Origin of the sequence: Marinicella meishanensis (assembly GCF_019931145.1) — a bacterium.
GTDB lineage: Bacteria > Pseudomonadota > Gammaproteobacteria > Xanthomonadales > Marinicellaceae > Marinicella > Marinicella meishanensis.
This window is the reverse complement of the sequence record NZ_JAIOUV010000008.1, coordinates 200,970-216,874: the sequence shown is the minus strand read 5'-3', so window position 1 is coordinate 216,874 and position 15,905 is coordinate 200,970. Positions and strand designations below refer to the sequence as shown.

Sequence of the window (15,905 nt, the reverse complement as noted above, 5' to 3'; positions counted from 1 at the left end):
TTACACAACGTAATTAAGCAAAATCTAAAGGCTGACATTTTATGTCGGCCTTTAGTCGCTTAAAAAATCACCGATTCAAAACGGCGATCAAAAGCGTAAAAAAATACATATATCAATAGCGAAATACCCCATTTCGCGAGCATGGTGAAGGTGACAAATCGATGGGTTATACATTTACTGAGAAGAAGAGAATCAGAAAAGACTTTGGCAGTTCTTCAGCGGTTCTGGATGTGCCGTACTTACTGGACACTCAAGTCAAATCATATCAGGCATTTTTGGGTGAAAACGACAAAAACCTCAATGGACTGAATGATGCCTTAAACTCAATTTTTCCAATTGAAAGCTACTCTGGTTTTGCTCGATTGGAATACATCAGTGTCGGCGTAGAAGATCCAGAGTTTGATGTGCTGGAATGTAAACTGCGTGGCATGACCTATGCGGCCTCCATCCGTGCCCAAATTCAATTGGTGATCTACGACAAAGAAAAGAGCACCAAGAAAAAGAAAAAAGTCAAATACATCAAAGAGCAAAACGTTTATCTGGGTGATTTACCACTGATGACCCCGACCGGTACCTTTGTGATCAATGGCACCGAGCGGGTCATCGTGAATCAATTGCACCGTTCACCTGGTGTGTTCTTCGATCACGACAAAGGCAAAACCCACTCATCCGGTAAAATTCTGTATTCAGCCCGGGTGATTCCTTACCGCGGTTCTTGGTTGGACATGGAGTTCGATGCCAAAGACAGCGTGTATGTGCGGATCGATCGCCGCCGTAAATTGCCGGCTTCGATCTTGTTGCGCGCCTTGGAATACAACAACGAACAGATTTTGGACCTGTTTTTTGAAAAAACCACCATCACCCTGAACAAAACCAACGCCAAAATGAAGTTGGTGCCAGAAAATCTGAAAGGGGAAACATTTGGCTTTGACATCAAAGATGGCAAAGAAGTGATTGTGGAAGCCGGTAAACGCATCACCGCGCGCCATGAACGCAAACTGAAAAAGTCTAAGTTGACCGCGTTGACTCTGGAAGACAGTTACTTGATCGAAAAAGTGTTGGGTCACAACGTCATTGACAAAGAAACCGGTGAAGTGCTGATGCCAGCCAACACCACCATCACCGAAGAGGTGCTGGAGAAATTCCGCGATGCCGGCGTCAAATCATTTGACATTCTGTTGGTCAATGATTTGGACCGCGGTGCTTACATGTCGAACACCTTGAACATCGATCCAACCACCACCGCCGAAGAAGCGTTGATTGAAATCTATCGCATGATGCGTCCGGGCGAGCCACCAACTGAGGAAGCAGCGCGCTCCTTGTTTGACGGTTTGTTCTTTGCCAAAGAGCGTTATGACCTGTCGGCCGTGGGTCGCATGAAATTCAACATGCGTTTGGGTCGTGAGAACATCGAGGGTGAAGGCACCCTGAGTAAAGAAGACATCGTCGATGTGATGAAAGAATTGGTCAGCATCCGCAACGGTGTGGGTCAAGTCGATGACATCGACCACTTGGGCAACCGGCGCGTGCGTTCGGTGGGTGAAATGGCGGAAAACGTGTTCCGCGTCGGCCTGGTTCGGGTCCAACGCGCCGTTAAAGAGCGACTGACAGTGGCCGAGTCTGAAGGCTTGACCCCACAAGACCTGATCAACGCCAAACCCATCTCAGCGGCGATCAAAGAGTTCTTTGGCTCCAACCAATTGTCCCAATTCATGGACCAAAACAACCCCTTGTCGGAAATCACCCACAAGCGCCGCGTGTCGGCCTTGGGGCCGGGTGGTTTGACCCGTGAGCGTGCTGGCTTTGAAGTGCGCGACGTGCATCCGACGCACTACGGTCGTTTGTGTCCGATTGAAACCCCTGAGGGACCAAACATTGGTTTGATCAACTCGATGGCGGTGTATTCCAGAACCAACGATTATGGTTTCTTGGAAACCCCTTACCGCAAAGTCGCCAACGGCAAAGTGACCGATGAAATTGTTTACCTGTCAGCGATTCAGGATTCGGACAACCCCATCGCCCAAAACAGTGCCAAGTTGGACAAAAACGGCAAATTCGTCGATGAGTTCATCATTTGTCGTCACAAAGGCGAAGTGGTGCTGAAGAAAGCCGAAGAGATTTCTTACATGGACGTCTCTGAGAAACAAATTGTGTCGGTGGCCGCGGCTTTGATTCCGTTCCTGGAACACGATGACGCCAACCGGGCTTTGATGGGATCGAACATGCAACGCCAAGCCGTGCCCACATTGAAAGCCGACAAGCCATTGGTGGGTACCGGTATGGAACGCATCGTGTCGCGTGATTCCGGGGTAACCGTGATCGCCAAGCGCGGCGGAACGGTGGAAATTTCTGACGCTGGCCGCATCGTGGTGCGGGTTGACCAGTCTGAAATCGGTGAAAAAGACCCCGGTGTCGACATTTACAACCTGATCAAATACATGCGTTCGAATCAGAACACCTGTGTCAACCAACGTCCGATTGTGAAAGTGGGTGACCGCATTGAAGCCGGTGACGTGTTGGCCGATGGTCCATCCACTGATTTGGGTGAATTGGCCTTGGGTCAAAACATGCTGGTGGCCTTCATGCCATGGAATGGTTACAATTTCGAGGACTCCATCCTGATTTCTGAGCGGGTGGTGAAAGAAGACCGCCTGACCACCATCCACATCGAAGAGTTGACCTGTATTGCTCGGGACACCAAATTGGGTGCCGAGGAAATCACTGCGGACATCCCCAACATTTCTGAAGGCACGTTGACCAAGTTGGATGATTCAGGGATTGTCTACGTCGGTGCCGAAGTGGGTCCCGGTGACATTTTGGTCGGTAAAGTGACCCCCAAAGGCGAAACCCAACTGACCCCCGAAGAGAAATTGTTGCGCGCCATCTTTGGTGAAAAAGCTTTGGACGTGAAAGACTCGTCTTTGCGTGTCAAGTCAGGCACCAGCGGTACCGTGATTGATGTGCAGGTCTACACCCGCGAAGGCATCGAAAAGGGTTCACGTGCTGAGCGCATTGAACAAGAAGAAATCGAAAAAGTGCGCAAGGACCTGAATGACCAGTTCCGCATCATGCGCACCGTGATCCACCAGCGCATTCGTGAATTGTTGGTGGGCGCCAAAGTGGCCAAAGCCCCTGGCTTGAAAAAAGGCGCGGTGATCGAAGAGTCTTACTTCGACACCTTGGAGTTGGATCAATGGTTTGACATCAAGCCCCAAGACAACGACCTGGCTGCACAAATGGATGACTTCGCTGAGCAGATTGCTGAGCAGCGCGACATTTTCGACAAACGTTTTGAAGAGAAGAAAGCCAAGATCGCCAAAGGCGATGATCTGGCGCCTGGCGTGTTGAAAATGGTCAAAGTGTACCTGGCAGTGAAACGCCGCATCCAACCCGGCGACAAAATGGCCGGACGCCACGGAAACAAAGGTGTGATCTCCATGATCGTGCCAGAAGAAGACATGCCGTTTGATGAAAACGGCCGTCCGGTGGACATCTGCTTGAACCCATTGGGGGTACCGTCGCGGATGAACATTGGGCAGATTCTGGAAGTGCATTTGGGCATGGCCGCCCGTGGTTTGGGTTACCAAATCGAAAAAATGCTGGAAGAAAAAGCCACCGTGGCCAAGCTGAAAGAATTCTTGGGTGAGATCTACAACATCGACGGCGAAGGCAAAGTGAGCTTCTCCAGCTTCAGCAAAGAAGAAGTGATGGAGTTGGCCAACAACCTCAAAGGCGGTGTGCCAATGGCCACGCCCGTGTTTGATGGTGCCAAAGAAGAACACATCAGAAAACTGTTGCAATTGGCTGGTTTGTCCGAAGACGGTCAAGCCACCTTGTTCGATGGTCGCACCGGTAAGAAATTTGACCGCAAAGTCACCGTTGGTTACATGTACATGTTGAAACTGAACCACTTGATCGATGACAAGATGCATGCCCGTTCAACCGGTCCATACTCGTTGGTGACCCAACAACCGCTGGGTGGTAAAGCCCAGTTCGGTGGTCAGCGATTCGGTGAGATGGAAGTGTGGGCGCTGGAAGCCTACGGTGCCGCTTACACCTTGCAAGAAATGCTGACGGTCAAGTCAGATGACGTGCAAGGTCGTAACGCCACCTACAAAAACATCGTTGATGGTAACCACAACACGGTTTCAGGCATTCCTGAGTCGTTCAATGTACTGGTCAAAGAGGTCCGCGCATTGGGCTTGAACATGGAACTGGAAAACGAGTGAGTCTGGGAGAAAATACATGAAAGATCTGATTAAATTATTCAATCCAAAAAAAGAAATCCAAGACTTTAACTCGATTAAAGTCTCACTGGCACCACCCGAGTTGATTCGGTCGTGGTCTTATGGTGAGGTGAAAAAGCCAGAAACCATCAACTACCGGACCTTCAAACCTGAGCGCGACGGTTTGTTCTGTGCGGCTGTGTTTGGTCCGATCAAAGATTACGAGTGCTTGTGTGGTAAATACAAACGCATGAAGCACCGCGGTGTGGTCTGTGAGAAATGTGGTACCGAAGTGACCTTGACCAAAGTCCGCCGTGAGCGCATGGGTCACATCGAACTGGCCAGCCCCGTGGCCCACATCTGGTTTTTGAAATCATTGCCTTCACGCATTGGTTTGATGCTGGACATGACCTTGCGTGAGATTGAGCGAATTCTGTACTTTGAGTCATTCGTGGTGACCGATCCAGGCATGACTGACCTGGAAAAGGGCGCCTTGTTGACCGACGAACAATACGCCCAGGCCATCGAGCATTGGGGTGATGAGTTCAAGGCCTTGATGGGTGCCGAAGCGATTTATGCTTTGTTGGAAGAAATTGACATCAATGCCGAATTGGTGAAATTGCACGAAGACATCGAGTCTACTAAGTCAGCCACCAAGATCAAGCGTTTGTCCAAGCGCATTGCCTTGTACGATGCCTTCAACAAATCTGGCAACAAGCCAGAGCACATGATTTTGACCGTGCTGCCTATCCTGCCACCTGACTTGCGTCCGTTGGTGCCCTTGGATGGCGGTCGGTTCGCGACTTCAGATTTGAACGATTTGTACCGCCGTGTGATCAACCGCAACAACCGGTTGAAGCGTTTGTTGGATCTGCACGCGCCGGACATCATTGTGCGCAACGAAAAGCGCATGCTGCAAGAGTCGGTTGACGCCTTGTTGGACAACGGCCGTCGTGGCCGTGCAGTGACTGGTTCCAATCGCCGACCCTTGAAATCTTTGGCCGACATGATCAAAGGTAAACAAGGTCGCTTCCGTCAAAACCTGTTGGGTAAACGGGTGGACTACTCCGGTCGTTCGGTGATCGTGGTGGGCCCAACCTTGCGTTTGCACCAATGTGGTCTGCCCAAAAAAATGGCCTTGGAACTGTTCAAGCCATTCATTTTGGGCCGCTTGCTGAAAGACGGCTATGTCTCCACCATCAAAGCCGCCAAACGTTCGGTTGATGCCGAGACCCCTGAAGTTTGGGACATCTTGGAGCAAGTGATTCGTGAGCACCCGATTCTGTTGAACCGGGCGCCAACCCTGCACAGATTGGGTATCCAGGCATTTGAGCCGGTGTTGATTGAAGGCAAAGCGATTCAATTGCACCCCTTGGTTTGTACCGCGTTCAACGCGGACTTCGATGGTGACCAAATGGCGGTTCACGTGCCTTTGTCGATTGAAGCCCAATTGGAAGCCCGTACTTTGATGATGTCCACCAACAACATCTTGTCGCCGGCTTCGGGTGAGCCGATCATCGTCCCTTCACAAGACGTGGTCTTGGGTCTGTATTACATGACCCGTGAATTGATCAATGAGCGCGGCGAAGGCATGATTTTCTCTGACATGAGCGAAGTCAATCGCGCCTATCAAAATGGCCACGTGTCATTACAAGCCAAAGTGCAGGTGCGTTTAACCACCACCGATGAAGCCAGTGGTGAAGAGTCCACCAACTTGGTTGAAACCACCGTTGGTCGCGCCATTTTGGCCGACATTTTGCCCAAAGGTTTGGATTTCAAATACATGAACCAAACTTTGAACAAGAAAGCCATCTCCAACTTGTTGAATGAGTGTTACCACCAGTTGGGTACCAAAGCCACGGTGATTTTTGCCGACCAATTGATGTACACCGGTTTCCGCTATTCAACCATTGCCGGGATCTCCATTGGGGTGACCGATTTAACCATTCCAGATGCCAAAAAAGACATCCTGGAAGAGGCCGATGCCGAAGTGCTGAAGATTCAAGAGCAGTACACTTCTGGTCTGGTGACCGCTGGTGAGCGTTACAACAAAGTGGTCGACATCTGGTCCAAAGCCAACGAAGATGTGGCCAATGCCATGATGGCGGTGTTGGGTACCGACGAAGTCGAAGACAAAGAAGGCAAAAAAGTAACCCAGGATTCGATGAACTCCGTGTTCATCATGGCCGACTCCGGCGCCCGGGGTTCGCAAGCCCAAATGCGTCAGCTTTCGGGCATGCGTGGTTTGATGGCCAAACCCGATGGTTCGATCATTGAAACCCCTATCAAAGCCAACTTCCGTGAAGGTTTGGACGTGATGCAGTACTTCTCATCGACCCACGGTGCGCGGAAAGGTTTGGCCGATACCGCATTGAAAACCGCCAACTCGGGTTATTTGACCCGTCGTTTGGTTGACGTGGCCCAAGATGTGGTGATCACCGAAACCGATTGTGGCACCACCGAAGGTTTGGTCATGCAACCCATCGTTGATGGTGGTGAAGTGATCGAGACCCTGGCCGAGCGGGTTCTGGGTCGGGTGGTTGCGGTTGATGTGACCAATGCCAATGACGAAGTGGTGATTGAGTCTGGCACCTTGATTGGTGAAGAAAGCCTGGAAATCATTGAGTCCTATGGTTTGGACCGCATTGTGGTGCGTTCACCGATCAGCTGTGAATCTGAATTCGGTATCTGTGCCCAATGTTATGGTCGAGACCTGTCTCGTGGTCACCGGGTGAACATTGGTGAAGCGGTCGGCGTGATGGCGGCCCAATCCATTGGTGAGCCAGGTACGCAGCTGACCATGCGGACTTTCCACATCGGTGGTGCGGCGTCTAAATCGGCGGCTTCTGACCACGTGCAAGTGAAGTCAGACGGCTCGATCAGAATGCACAACATCAAACACGTGACCAACGCCGATAAAAAATTGGTATCGATTTCTCGTTCGGGCGAAATCTCAGTGATTGCCAGCTCAGGTAAAGAGAAAGAGCGTTACAAAGTGCCTTACGGTGCGGTGATCAACGTCAAGGACAACGAAGAAGTGAAAGCCGGTGACGTGATCGTAAACTGGGATCCACACACCCACCCCATCGTGTCTGAAGTGGCCGGTCGGGTGGCTTTGAGTGACTTCAAAGACGGCGTCACCGTGGAAGAAAAATTGGATGAATTGACTGGTTTGACCAGCTTCATCATCACCGATCCGAAACAACGCGGCAGTGCCGGTAAAGACCTGCGTCCGATGGTTCGATTGGAAGACAAAAAAGGCAACCCCATCATGTTGCCTGGTTCTGAAGTGCCGGCGCAATACTTCTTGCCCCCCGGCGCGGTGATTAACATCCAAAACGGCCAAGACGTGCAAGTGGGTGACTTCTTGGCGCGGATTCCGCAAGCCTCTTCGAAGACCCGTGACATCACCGGTGGTTTGCCACGGGTGGCGGATTTGTTCGAAGCCCGTAAGCCCAAAGACCCAGCCATCCAGGCTGAGACCTCAGGTATCGTGAGTTTTGGTAAAGACACCAAAGGCAAAAACCGCTTGGTGATCACCCAATCCAATGGCGAAAAACTGGAAACACTGATTCCAAAATGGCGTCAGATTGTGGTGTTTGAGGGTGAGCACGTGGACAAAGGTGACGTGGTGGTTGAGGGTGAGCCGAATCCACACGACATTTTGCGCTTGCAAGGCGTGATTGCATTGGCCTCTTACTTGGTCAATGAAATCCAAGACGTGTACCGTTTGCAAGGGGTGAAAATCAATGACAAACACATTGAATGCATCATCCGTCAAATGTTGCGCAAGGTTGAAATCGTTGAGCCGGGTGATTCTGATTACCTGAAAACCACCCAACTGACTTACAAAGAAGTGACGCAAACCAACCGCGAGATCCTCAAGCAAGATGGCATTCCTGCCACCTTCGAGGTGATGTTGTTGGGCATCACCAAAGCGTCATTGGCCACCGACTCCTTCATTTCTGCGGCCTCGTTTCAAGAGACCACCCGCGTGTTGACCGAAGCGTCGGTCAAAGGCACCAAAGACCACTTGCGTGGTTTGAAGGAAAACGTCATTGTGGGTCGTTTGATTCCGGCCGGTACGGGCCTGTCCTACCACCAGGATCAAATGCAGTCCAAAGAAGCTGAATTGCAGTCCGAATTGCAAGCCATGGTCAATGAAGTCAGCGACCAAGGCGGCGGTGGCGGCGTTGATTCAGAGCAGGCTTTGATGGATCAATTGAGTCAACTGGATGATGGTGACGCCTCTGGTGAAGAAAAAGAGTGATTTGATCGCTTGAGTCAGACCGATTGGGGTGCCCAAAAAACTTCAATCTGCACTTGACTATTTTGGGGTAAAAAACTAAAATCCCCGTTCCCATTTTCGGCAGGCCGGTGAAAACTGGCCTGTCGTTCGTTTTAAATAAGGTAAATTTTGCATATGGCAACAGTAAATCAATTGGTTCGTAAACCAAGAAAAGACAAAGTCTATAAAACAAACGTACCTGCTTTGGAAGCATGTCCGCAGCGTCGTGGCGTGTGTTCGCGTGTTTACACAACAACACCCAAAAAGCCCAACTCTGCCCTGCGAAAAGTGGCACGTGTCAGATTAACTAATGGCTATGAAGTAACCAGTTACATCGGTGGTGAAGGACACAATTTACAAGAGCACTCTATCGTATTGATCAGGGGTGGTCGTGTGAAGGACTTGCCAGGTGTGCGTTATCACATCGTTCGTGGTGCACTGGATACAGCTGGCGTGAATGACCGCAAACAAGGTCGTTCTAAGTACGGTACCAAGCGACCCAAATAATCAGATAATAGGTTTTTAGAGATGTCTCGAAAGAAAAGTAATTTTAAGCGCGATGTGTTGCCTGATCCAAAGTACGGATCAGAGCTGATCAGTAAATACATCAACATGGTCATGAAAAGTGGCAAGAAGTCAGTGGCGGAAAAAATCGTCTACGGCGCCATGGATAAAATGACTGAGAAAGAATCCGGTGATGCGGTTGAGTTGACCCAACAGGCTTTGGAGAAAGTGAAGCCAATGGTTGAGGTGAAGTCGCGTCGTGTGGGTGGTGCCACCTACCAAGTGCCGGTTGAAGTGCGTCCTCGCCGTCAAATGGCGTTGGCCATGCGTTGGTTGATCGATGCCGCTCGTAAGCGCGGTGAGGCTGACATGCCCAGCAAATTGGCTGGTGAGATGTTGGATGCCTTGCACGACCGTGGTGCGGCCATGAAACGTCGTGAAGAAGTGCACAAAATGGCCGAAGCCAACCGAGCCTTTGCGCACTACCGCTGGTAAACAACCAAGCAAGGAAAGGAATTTGAAGTGGGCCGGAAAACACCGATTGAGCGATACCGAAACATTGGCATCATGGCCCACATTGATGCCGGTAAAACGACCACCACAGAGCGGGTGCTGTTTTACACCGGTATCTCTCACAAAATAGGTGAAGTCCATGATGGCAATGCCACCATGGACTGGATGGAACAAGAACAAGAGCGTGGCATCACGATCACATCGGCTGCCACCACTTGTTTCTGGCAAGGCATGGATCGCCAGTTTGATGAACATCGCATCAACATCATAGACACGCCAGGCCACGTTGACTTCACCATTGAGGTGGAGCGTTCGTTGCGCGTGTTGGATGGTGCTGTGGCGGTGTTTTGTGCGGTTGGCGGGGTTGAGCCTCAGTCAGAGACTGTGTGGCGCCAGGCCAACAAATACCATGTGCCCAGATTGGCCTTCGTCAACAAGATGGATCGGGCCGGTGCTGATTTTGAGCGCGTGGTGGCACAGATCAAAAGCCGTTTGGGAGCCAATCCGGTGCCCGTACAGGTGGCGATCGGCGCCGAAGATGCGTTCAAAGGCGTGGTAGATTTGCTGCGCATGAAAGCCATCTATTGGAATGAAGATGACATGGGGTCAACTTATCAGTTGGAAGACATTCCGGCTGAGCTACAAGAACAATGTGAAGCAGCCAGGGAATTCATGATTGAAGCGGCTGCCGAAACCAGCGAAGAGCTGATGGACCAATACCTGGAAACGGGTGAGTTGTCCCGCGAAGAAATCATCGCTGGTTTGCGAAAAGGAACCATCAACAATGAAATCGTGTGTTGCCTGTGCGGTTCGGCCTTTAAGAACAAAGGTGTGCAAGCCGTATTGGACATGGTGGTTGAGTTGTTGCCTTCACCTACTGAGGTGCCCGCCATCACTGGCGTGGAACCCGGTAATGAAGACCAAGAAGTCAGCAGAGCGGCCAATGATGATGAGCCGTTTGCGGCGTTGGCATTCAAAATTGCCACCGACCCCTTTGTGGGGACTTTGACGTTTTTCCGGGTTTACTCCGGCGTGGTGAAAAGTGGCGACAGCATTTACAATCCCAGAAAAGATGCCAAAGAGCGCCTGGGGCGCTTGCTGCAAATGCACTCCAACTCACGTGAAGAGATTCAAGAAGTGCGGGCTGGCGACATCGCCGCCGCGGTGGGTTTGAAAGACCTGGTCACTGGCGACACGTTGTGTGATGTGAGCCATGTCATCACCCTTGAAAAAATGGAGTTTCCAGAACCGGTTATTTCGGTGGCGGTGGAGCCGAAAACCACCGGCGACCAAGAGAAAATGGCCACGGCCCTGCAAAAACTGGCTCAGGAAGACCCTTCATTCAGGGTGGCGACCGATGAAGATTCGGGTCAAACCATCATCTCCGGTATGGGTGAGTTGCATTTGGACATCATTGTTGATCGCATGCGACGCGAATTCAAAGTGGACGCCAATGTGGGTAACCCCCAAGTGGCCTACCGAGAAACCATCACCCAAGCGGTCGAACAGGAAGGTAAGTTCGTCAAACAATCGGGTGGTAAAGGCCAATATGGCCATGTGAAGATCAAACTGGAGCCATTGGAACAAGGCGCCGGGTATGAATTTGTCAATGAAATCTCCGGCGGGGTGATTCCCAAGGAATACATCGGACCGGTGGACAAAGGCATACAAGAACAAATGGAAAGTGGCGTGTTGGCCGGGTATCCCATGGTCGACTGTCGCGTCACTTTATATGATGGCTCATTTCACGAGGTGGATTCCAGTGAAATGGCTTTCAAGGTGGCAGGATCCATGGCCTTCAGAGAGGGCGCCAAAGCGGCATCACCGGTGTTGCTTGAGCCAATCATGAAGGTGGAGATTGTGACCCCAGAAGATTACATGGGTGATGTGGTGGGCGATGTGAATCGCCGTCGCGGCACCTTGGACGGGATTGATGAGTCGCCTTCAGGCAAGGTGATCAAATGTCAAATCCCACTGTCTGAGATGTTTGGCTATGCCACCGCACTCAGATCTGCCACGCAGGGCAGGGCCAGTTATTCGATGGAATTTGACCATTACAACGAGGCCCCAGCAGAGGTGTTGGCAGACATGCTTGGATATTAATGTACGTAGTTAGAGAGACTGACAATGTCAAAAGAAAAATTTGAACGCACGAAGCCCCATGTGAACGTGGGCACAATTGGTCACGTTGACCATGGTAAGACCACCTTGACTGCAGCGATCACAAAAGTGGCTGCTGAAAAGCAAGGCGGTGATTTCAAGGATTACGATCAAATTGATAACGCGCCAGAAGAAAGAGAGCGCGGTATCACCATTTCTACGGCTCACGTAGAATATGAAACCGAAGATCGTCACTACGCGCACGTTGACTGTCCAGGTCACGCGGACTACGTGAAAAACATGATCACCGGTGCGGCCCAAATGGACGGCGCGATTTTGGTTGTGTCAGCCGCTGATGGTCCGATGCCACAAACCCGTGAGCACATTTTGTTGGCTCGTCAGGTTGGTGTCCCTTACATTGTTGTGTTCTTAAACAAATGCGACCAAGTTGACGACGAAGAGTTGTTGGAGTTGGTTGAGATGGAAGTTCGTGAGTTGTTGAACGACTACGAGTTTCCTGGTGATGACACCCCATTGGTGATGGGTTCTGCCCTGAAAGCATTGGAAGGCGACGAATCAGACATTGGTGTTCCAGCGGTACAAAAGTTGTTGGATGAGATGGATGCCTACTTCCCGACTCCAGAGCGTGAAACCGACAAACCATTCTTGATGCCGATTGAGGACATTTTCTCGATTTCAGGTCGTGGTACTGTTGTGACGGGTCGTATTGAGACCGGTGTTGTGAACGTTGGCGAAGAGATTGAGATCGTTGGTATTCGTGACACGGCCACCACCACCTGTACGGGTGTTGAGATGTTCCGCAAGTTGTTGGATCGCGGTGAAGCCGGTGACAACGTGGGTATTTTGTTGCGTGGCACGAAAAGAGATGAAGTTGAGCGTGGACAAGTACTGGCAAAACCGGGTACAATCACGCCCCACACAAAATTTGAGGCTGAAGTTTACGTGTTGAGTAAGGATGAAGGTGGTCGTCACACGCCATTCTTCAAAGGTTACCGACCCCAGTTTTACTTCAGAACAACTGACGTGACTGGCGCATGTGAGTTGCCTGATGGCGTAGAAATGGTTATGCCTGGTGACAACGTCAAGATGAAGGTTGAATTGATTTCACCGATTGCGATGGACGAAGGCTTGCGCTTCGCGATTCGTGAAGGTGGCCGCACCGTGGGTGCGGGCGTGGTAGCAAAAATTATTGAATAATTAATTTTTTACGGGCGGTGGCGAAAAGCCACCGCCTTTAATTCAGAGGCAAATTAACATGGCTGGTCAAAAAATCAGAATAAGACTTAAGGCGTTTGATCATAAACTCATTGATCAATCAGCAGGAAGAATCGTCGATACAGCGAAAAGAACTGGCGCGCAAGTGCGTGGCCCCATACCTTTACCAACCAAAAAGGAACGTTTCACTGTATTGATTTCTCCACACGTGAATAAAGACGCCCGTGATCAATATGAGATTCGCACTCATAAAAGATTGGTGGATATTGTGGACCCAAACGACAAAACAGTGGATGCATTGATGAAACTGGACCTGTCTGCTGGCGTGGATGTTCAAATTCAATTGAACTGAGGAGTTGAAAGATGTCATTAGGTATTATTGGAAAAAAAGTAGGCATGACACGCGTTTTCAACGACAAAGGCGAGTCTGTACCAGTCACTGTTATCAACGTTGAGCCCAACATCGTGGCTCAAGTCAAAACAACCGAAACCGACGGCTACAACGCGGTGCAAATCACCACCGGTGGACGCAAAGCGTCTAAGGTGAGTGCGCCTGCGGCCGGTCATTTCAAGAAAGCTGGTGTTGAAGCCGGCGCCATCACCCGTGAATTCAGAACCGATCAAGAATTCAACGCCGGTGACACGCTTGAATTGTCGATGTTTGAAGACGGACAAAAAGTTCGTGTGACAGGCACTTCCAAAGGTAAAGGTTTTCAAGGCGTGATCAAACGCTACAACTTCCACATGCAAGATGCCACCCATGGTAACTCATTGTCGCACCGGGCCCCAGGTTCGATCGGACAGTGTCAAACCCCGGGTCGTGTGTTCAAAGGCAAAAAAATGTCTGGTCACATGGGTGCTGAGCGAGTAACCACCAAAAACTTGGAAGTGGTGCGGGTTGATCAAGAGAACAATCTGTTGCTGATCAAAGGTGCCGTACCCGGTGCCAAAACCAGTACAGTCATCGTCAGACCCCTGGTCTGAACGGAAAGTGGAGAATTATTGTGGAATTGACAGTATCAGGTAAAAAACAAAAAGTCGAAGTCTCTGACGCCGTTTTCGGTCGAGACTATTCAGAGGCTTTGGTTCACCAAGTGGTCACCTCATATTTGGCCACCGGTCGGGCTGGCACAAAAGCCCAGAAAAACCGTTCAGCGGTCAGTGGTGGTGGCGCCAAACCTTGGAAACAAAAAGGCACAGGTCGCGCCCGTGCGGGTACCTCCAGAAGCCCAATTTGGGTTGGTGGTGGTAAGACATTTGCGGCCCAACCTCGTGACTTCACCAAGAAAGTCAACACCAAAATGTACCGCGCGGCGATGAAATCAATTCTGTCTGAATTGAATCGCACCGAGCGCTTGGTGGTGGTGGCCGATTTGGACACCAAAAATGGCAAAACCAAAGAAGCGATTGCCATGTTGGATAAACATGGATTCAGCACCGGCTGTTTGGTGGCCGCTGAAGTTTCTGACAATTTATTGCGTTCTACCAACAACTTGCCTCACGTCATCGTGACCAACGCCCTCGGATTGGATCCGTATTCGTTGGTAAACGCTGACAAGGTGGTGATGACTGTGGACGCCGTTAAACAAGTTGAGGAGTGGTTGTCATGAGTTTGAACAATTTATACACAACTATTTTGGCCCCGGTGATTTCTGAGAAATCCAACCGCGTTGGTGAGTTGGCCAATCAATACGTATTCAAAGTGGCTAAGTCCGCCAACAAAGCAGACATCAAAACAGCCGTTGAGAAATTATTCAAAGTGTCGGTTGAAGACGTCACTGTGATGAATGTGAAAGGCAAAACCAAAAGCTTCCGCATGAAGCCAGGTAAAAGACCTGACTGGAAAAAAGCCTATGTGCGCATTCAAGCTGACCAGATGATCGATTTTGGCACCAAAGCTGAGTAAGTAGGAGAACCGTCATGGCATTAACAGTACATAAACCAACTTCACCAGGTAACCGCGGTAAAGTCACGGTCAAAAGAACCGGTCTTTACAAAGGTCGACCTGAAGCCAGCTTAACCGAAAAGAAATCGAAAACTGGCGGCAGAAACAATTACGGTCGCATCACCACGCGTCATCGCGGTGGTGGGCACAAACAAAAGTACCGAATCATTGATTTTAAACGCAACAAAGATGACATCGTGGCCAAAGTTGAGCGCATCGAATACGATCCCAACCGCAGTGCCTACATTGCTTTGTTGCAATACAGCGATGGTGAAAAACGTTACATCATTGCACCCAAAGATTTAGAGCCTGGCATGGAAATCGTTTCCGGCAATTCAGTCAGCATCAAAGTGGGCAACGCCTTGCCGCTGGACAACATCCCAGTGGGTACCGTGGTTCACAATGTTGAAATGAAGCCTGGAAAAGGCGGCCAAATCGCCCGTGCCGCAGGTACCTCTGCTCGTCTGGTGGCCAAAGAAGGCGTTTACGCCACTTTGCGTCTGCGTTCAGGCGAAATGAGAAAAGTGCCGGCCAAATGTCGTGCGACATTGGGTACGGTCTCTAAAAGTGAGCACAACCTGGAAAAAATCGGTAAAGCCGGTGCCACCCGTTGGCGCGGTATTCGTCCGACGGTTCGGGGTGTTGCCATGAATCCAGTTGATCACCCTCATGGGGGTGGTGAAGGAAGGACCTCTGGTGGTCGTCATCCCGTGTCTCCATGGGGAATGCCTACCAAAGGACATAAAACGCGTAAGAACAAACGAACCGATAAGTTCATTGTTCGTCGCAGAGACAAGAAATAAGGTAGTTTTATGCCAAGATCACTTAAAAAAGGCCCGTTCGTTGACCTCAGCCTGATGAAGGCTGTTGAGAAGGCCGTACAAGAGAACAGCAAACGACCGATCAAAACCTGGTCCAGAAGATCCATGATCTTGCCAGACATGGTTGGTCTGACATTGGCTGTACACAATGGTAAACAACATGTTCCAGTTCTGATTTCTGAAGAAATGGTCGGACACAAGTTGGGCGAGTTTTCTCCCACCCGCACCTTCAGATCACACATTGCTGACAAGAAAGCGAAAGGAAGGTAATG

General features: G+C 50.4%; 12 protein-coding genes. All 12 read left to right on the top strand.

Features of this window, described 5'->3' with window-relative positions; all coding sequences use genetic code 11:
• The first annotated feature begins 161 nt into the window (after positions 1–161).
• The 12 genes from rpoB (at position 162) to rpsS (ending at position 15,903) form a co-directional block, all read left to right on the top strand.
• Positions 162–4,229 carry a DNA-directed RNA polymerase subunit beta gene (gene rpoB / locus K7G70_RS14465; protein WP_223789370.1) on the top strand — a complete coding sequence of 1,356 codons (4,068 nt, stop codon included), beginning with the start codon at positions 162–164 and terminating at the stop codon, positions 4,227–4,229.
• Between the two features lie 16 nt (positions 4,230–4,245).
• Entirely contained in the window at positions 4,246–8,496 is a 4,251-nt protein-coding gene (rpoC, locus tag K7G70_RS14460) for a DNA-directed RNA polymerase subunit beta' (protein WP_223789369.1), read from the top strand.
• 153 nt (positions 8,497–8,649) lie between these two features.
• Positions 8,650–9,021: a 30S ribosomal protein S12 gene (gene rpsL, locus K7G70_RS14455; protein WP_223789368.1), complete on the top strand. Its 372-nt coding sequence runs from the start codon at positions 8,650–8,652 to the stop codon at positions 9,019–9,021.
• 21 nt (positions 9,022–9,042) lie between these two features.
• Positions 9,043–9,513 carry a 30S ribosomal protein S7 gene (gene rpsG / locus K7G70_RS14450; protein WP_223789367.1) on the top strand — a complete coding sequence of 157 codons (471 nt, stop codon included), beginning with the start codon at positions 9,043–9,045 and terminating at the stop codon, positions 9,511–9,513.
• Between the two features lie 27 nt (positions 9,514–9,540).
• Positions 9,541–11,634, top strand: coding sequence for an elongation factor G (fusA, locus tag K7G70_RS14445; protein ID WP_223789366.1), 2,094 nt, complete (start codon positions 9,541–9,543; stop codon positions 11,632–11,634).
• 24 nt (positions 11,635–11,658) lie between these two features.
• Positions 11,659–12,849, top strand: coding sequence for an elongation factor Tu (gene tuf, locus K7G70_RS14440; protein WP_223789365.1), 1,191 nt, complete (start codon positions 11,659–11,661; stop codon positions 12,847–12,849).
• Positions 12,850–12,907: 58 nt separating this feature from the next.
• Positions 12,908–13,219 carry a 30S ribosomal protein S10 gene (rpsJ, locus tag K7G70_RS14435; protein WP_077413089.1) on the top strand — a complete coding sequence of 104 codons (312 nt, stop codon included), beginning with the start codon at positions 12,908–12,910 and terminating at the stop codon, positions 13,217–13,219.
• Between the two features lie 11 nt (positions 13,220–13,230).
• Positions 13,231–13,851, top strand: coding sequence for a 50S ribosomal protein L3 (gene rplC / locus K7G70_RS14430; RefSeq protein ID WP_223789364.1), 621 nt, complete (start codon positions 13,231–13,233; stop codon positions 13,849–13,851).
• Between the two features lie 20 nt (positions 13,852–13,871).
• Positions 13,872–14,477, top strand: coding sequence for a 50S ribosomal protein L4 (gene rplD, locus K7G70_RS14425; protein ID WP_223789363.1), 606 nt, complete (start codon positions 13,872–13,874; stop codon positions 14,475–14,477).
• Complete coding sequence (gene rplW / locus K7G70_RS14420) at positions 14,474–14,773, top strand: 50S ribosomal protein L23 (protein WP_223789362.1); 300 nt, start codon at positions 14,474–14,476, stop codon at positions 14,771–14,773. The genes rplD and rplW overlap by 4 nt, the downstream gene beginning before the upstream one ends.
• Positions 14,774–14,787: 14 nt before the next feature.
• On the top strand, positions 14,788–15,615 hold the full coding sequence (gene rplB, locus K7G70_RS14415; RefSeq protein ID WP_223789361.1) for a 50S ribosomal protein L2: 828 nt from the start codon (positions 14,788–14,790) through the stop codon (positions 15,613–15,615).
• Positions 15,616–15,624: 9 nt separating this feature from the next.
• Entirely contained in the window at positions 15,625–15,903 is a 279-nt protein-coding gene (gene rpsS / locus K7G70_RS14410; protein ID WP_223789360.1) for a 30S ribosomal protein S19, read from the top strand.
• The last annotated feature ends 2 nt before the right edge of the window (positions 15,904–15,905 follow it).

What these genes read in the sequence shown, in the direction of transcription:
- rpsL (WP_223789368.1), top strand. Translation starts at nt 8,650, where the DNA reads ATGGCAACAGTAAATCAATTGGTTCGTAAACCAAGAAAAGACAAAGTC.
- rplW (WP_223789362.1), top strand. Translation starts at nt 14,474, where the DNA reads ATGAGTTTGAACAATTTATACACAACTATTTTGGCCCCGGTGATTTCT.
- rpsS (WP_223789360.1), top strand. Translation starts at nt 15,625, where the DNA reads ATGCCAAGATCACTTAAAAAAGGCCCGTTCGTTGACCTCAGCCTGATG.
- rpsG (WP_223789367.1), top strand. Translation starts at nt 9,043, where the DNA reads ATGTCTCGAAAGAAAAGTAATTTTAAGCGCGATGTGTTGCCTGATCCA.
- rplB (WP_223789361.1), top strand. Translation starts at nt 14,788, where the DNA reads ATGGCATTAACAGTACATAAACCAACTTCACCAGGTAACCGCGGTAAA.
- rpoC (WP_223789369.1), top strand. Translation starts at nt 4,246, where the DNA reads ATGAAAGATCTGATTAAATTATTCAATCCAAAAAAAGAAATCCAAGAC.
- rpoB (WP_223789370.1), top strand. Translation starts at nt 162, where the DNA reads ATGGGTTATACATTTACTGAGAAGAAGAGAATCAGAAAAGACTTTGGC.
- tuf (WP_223789365.1), top strand. Translation starts at nt 11,659, where the DNA reads ATGTCAAAAGAAAAATTTGAACGCACGAAGCCCCATGTGAACGTGGGC.
- rplC (WP_223789364.1), top strand. Translation starts at nt 13,231, where the DNA reads ATGTCATTAGGTATTATTGGAAAAAAAGTAGGCATGACACGCGTTTTC.
- rpsJ (WP_077413089.1), top strand. Translation starts at nt 12,908, where the DNA reads ATGGCTGGTCAAAAAATCAGAATAAGACTTAAGGCGTTTGATCATAAA.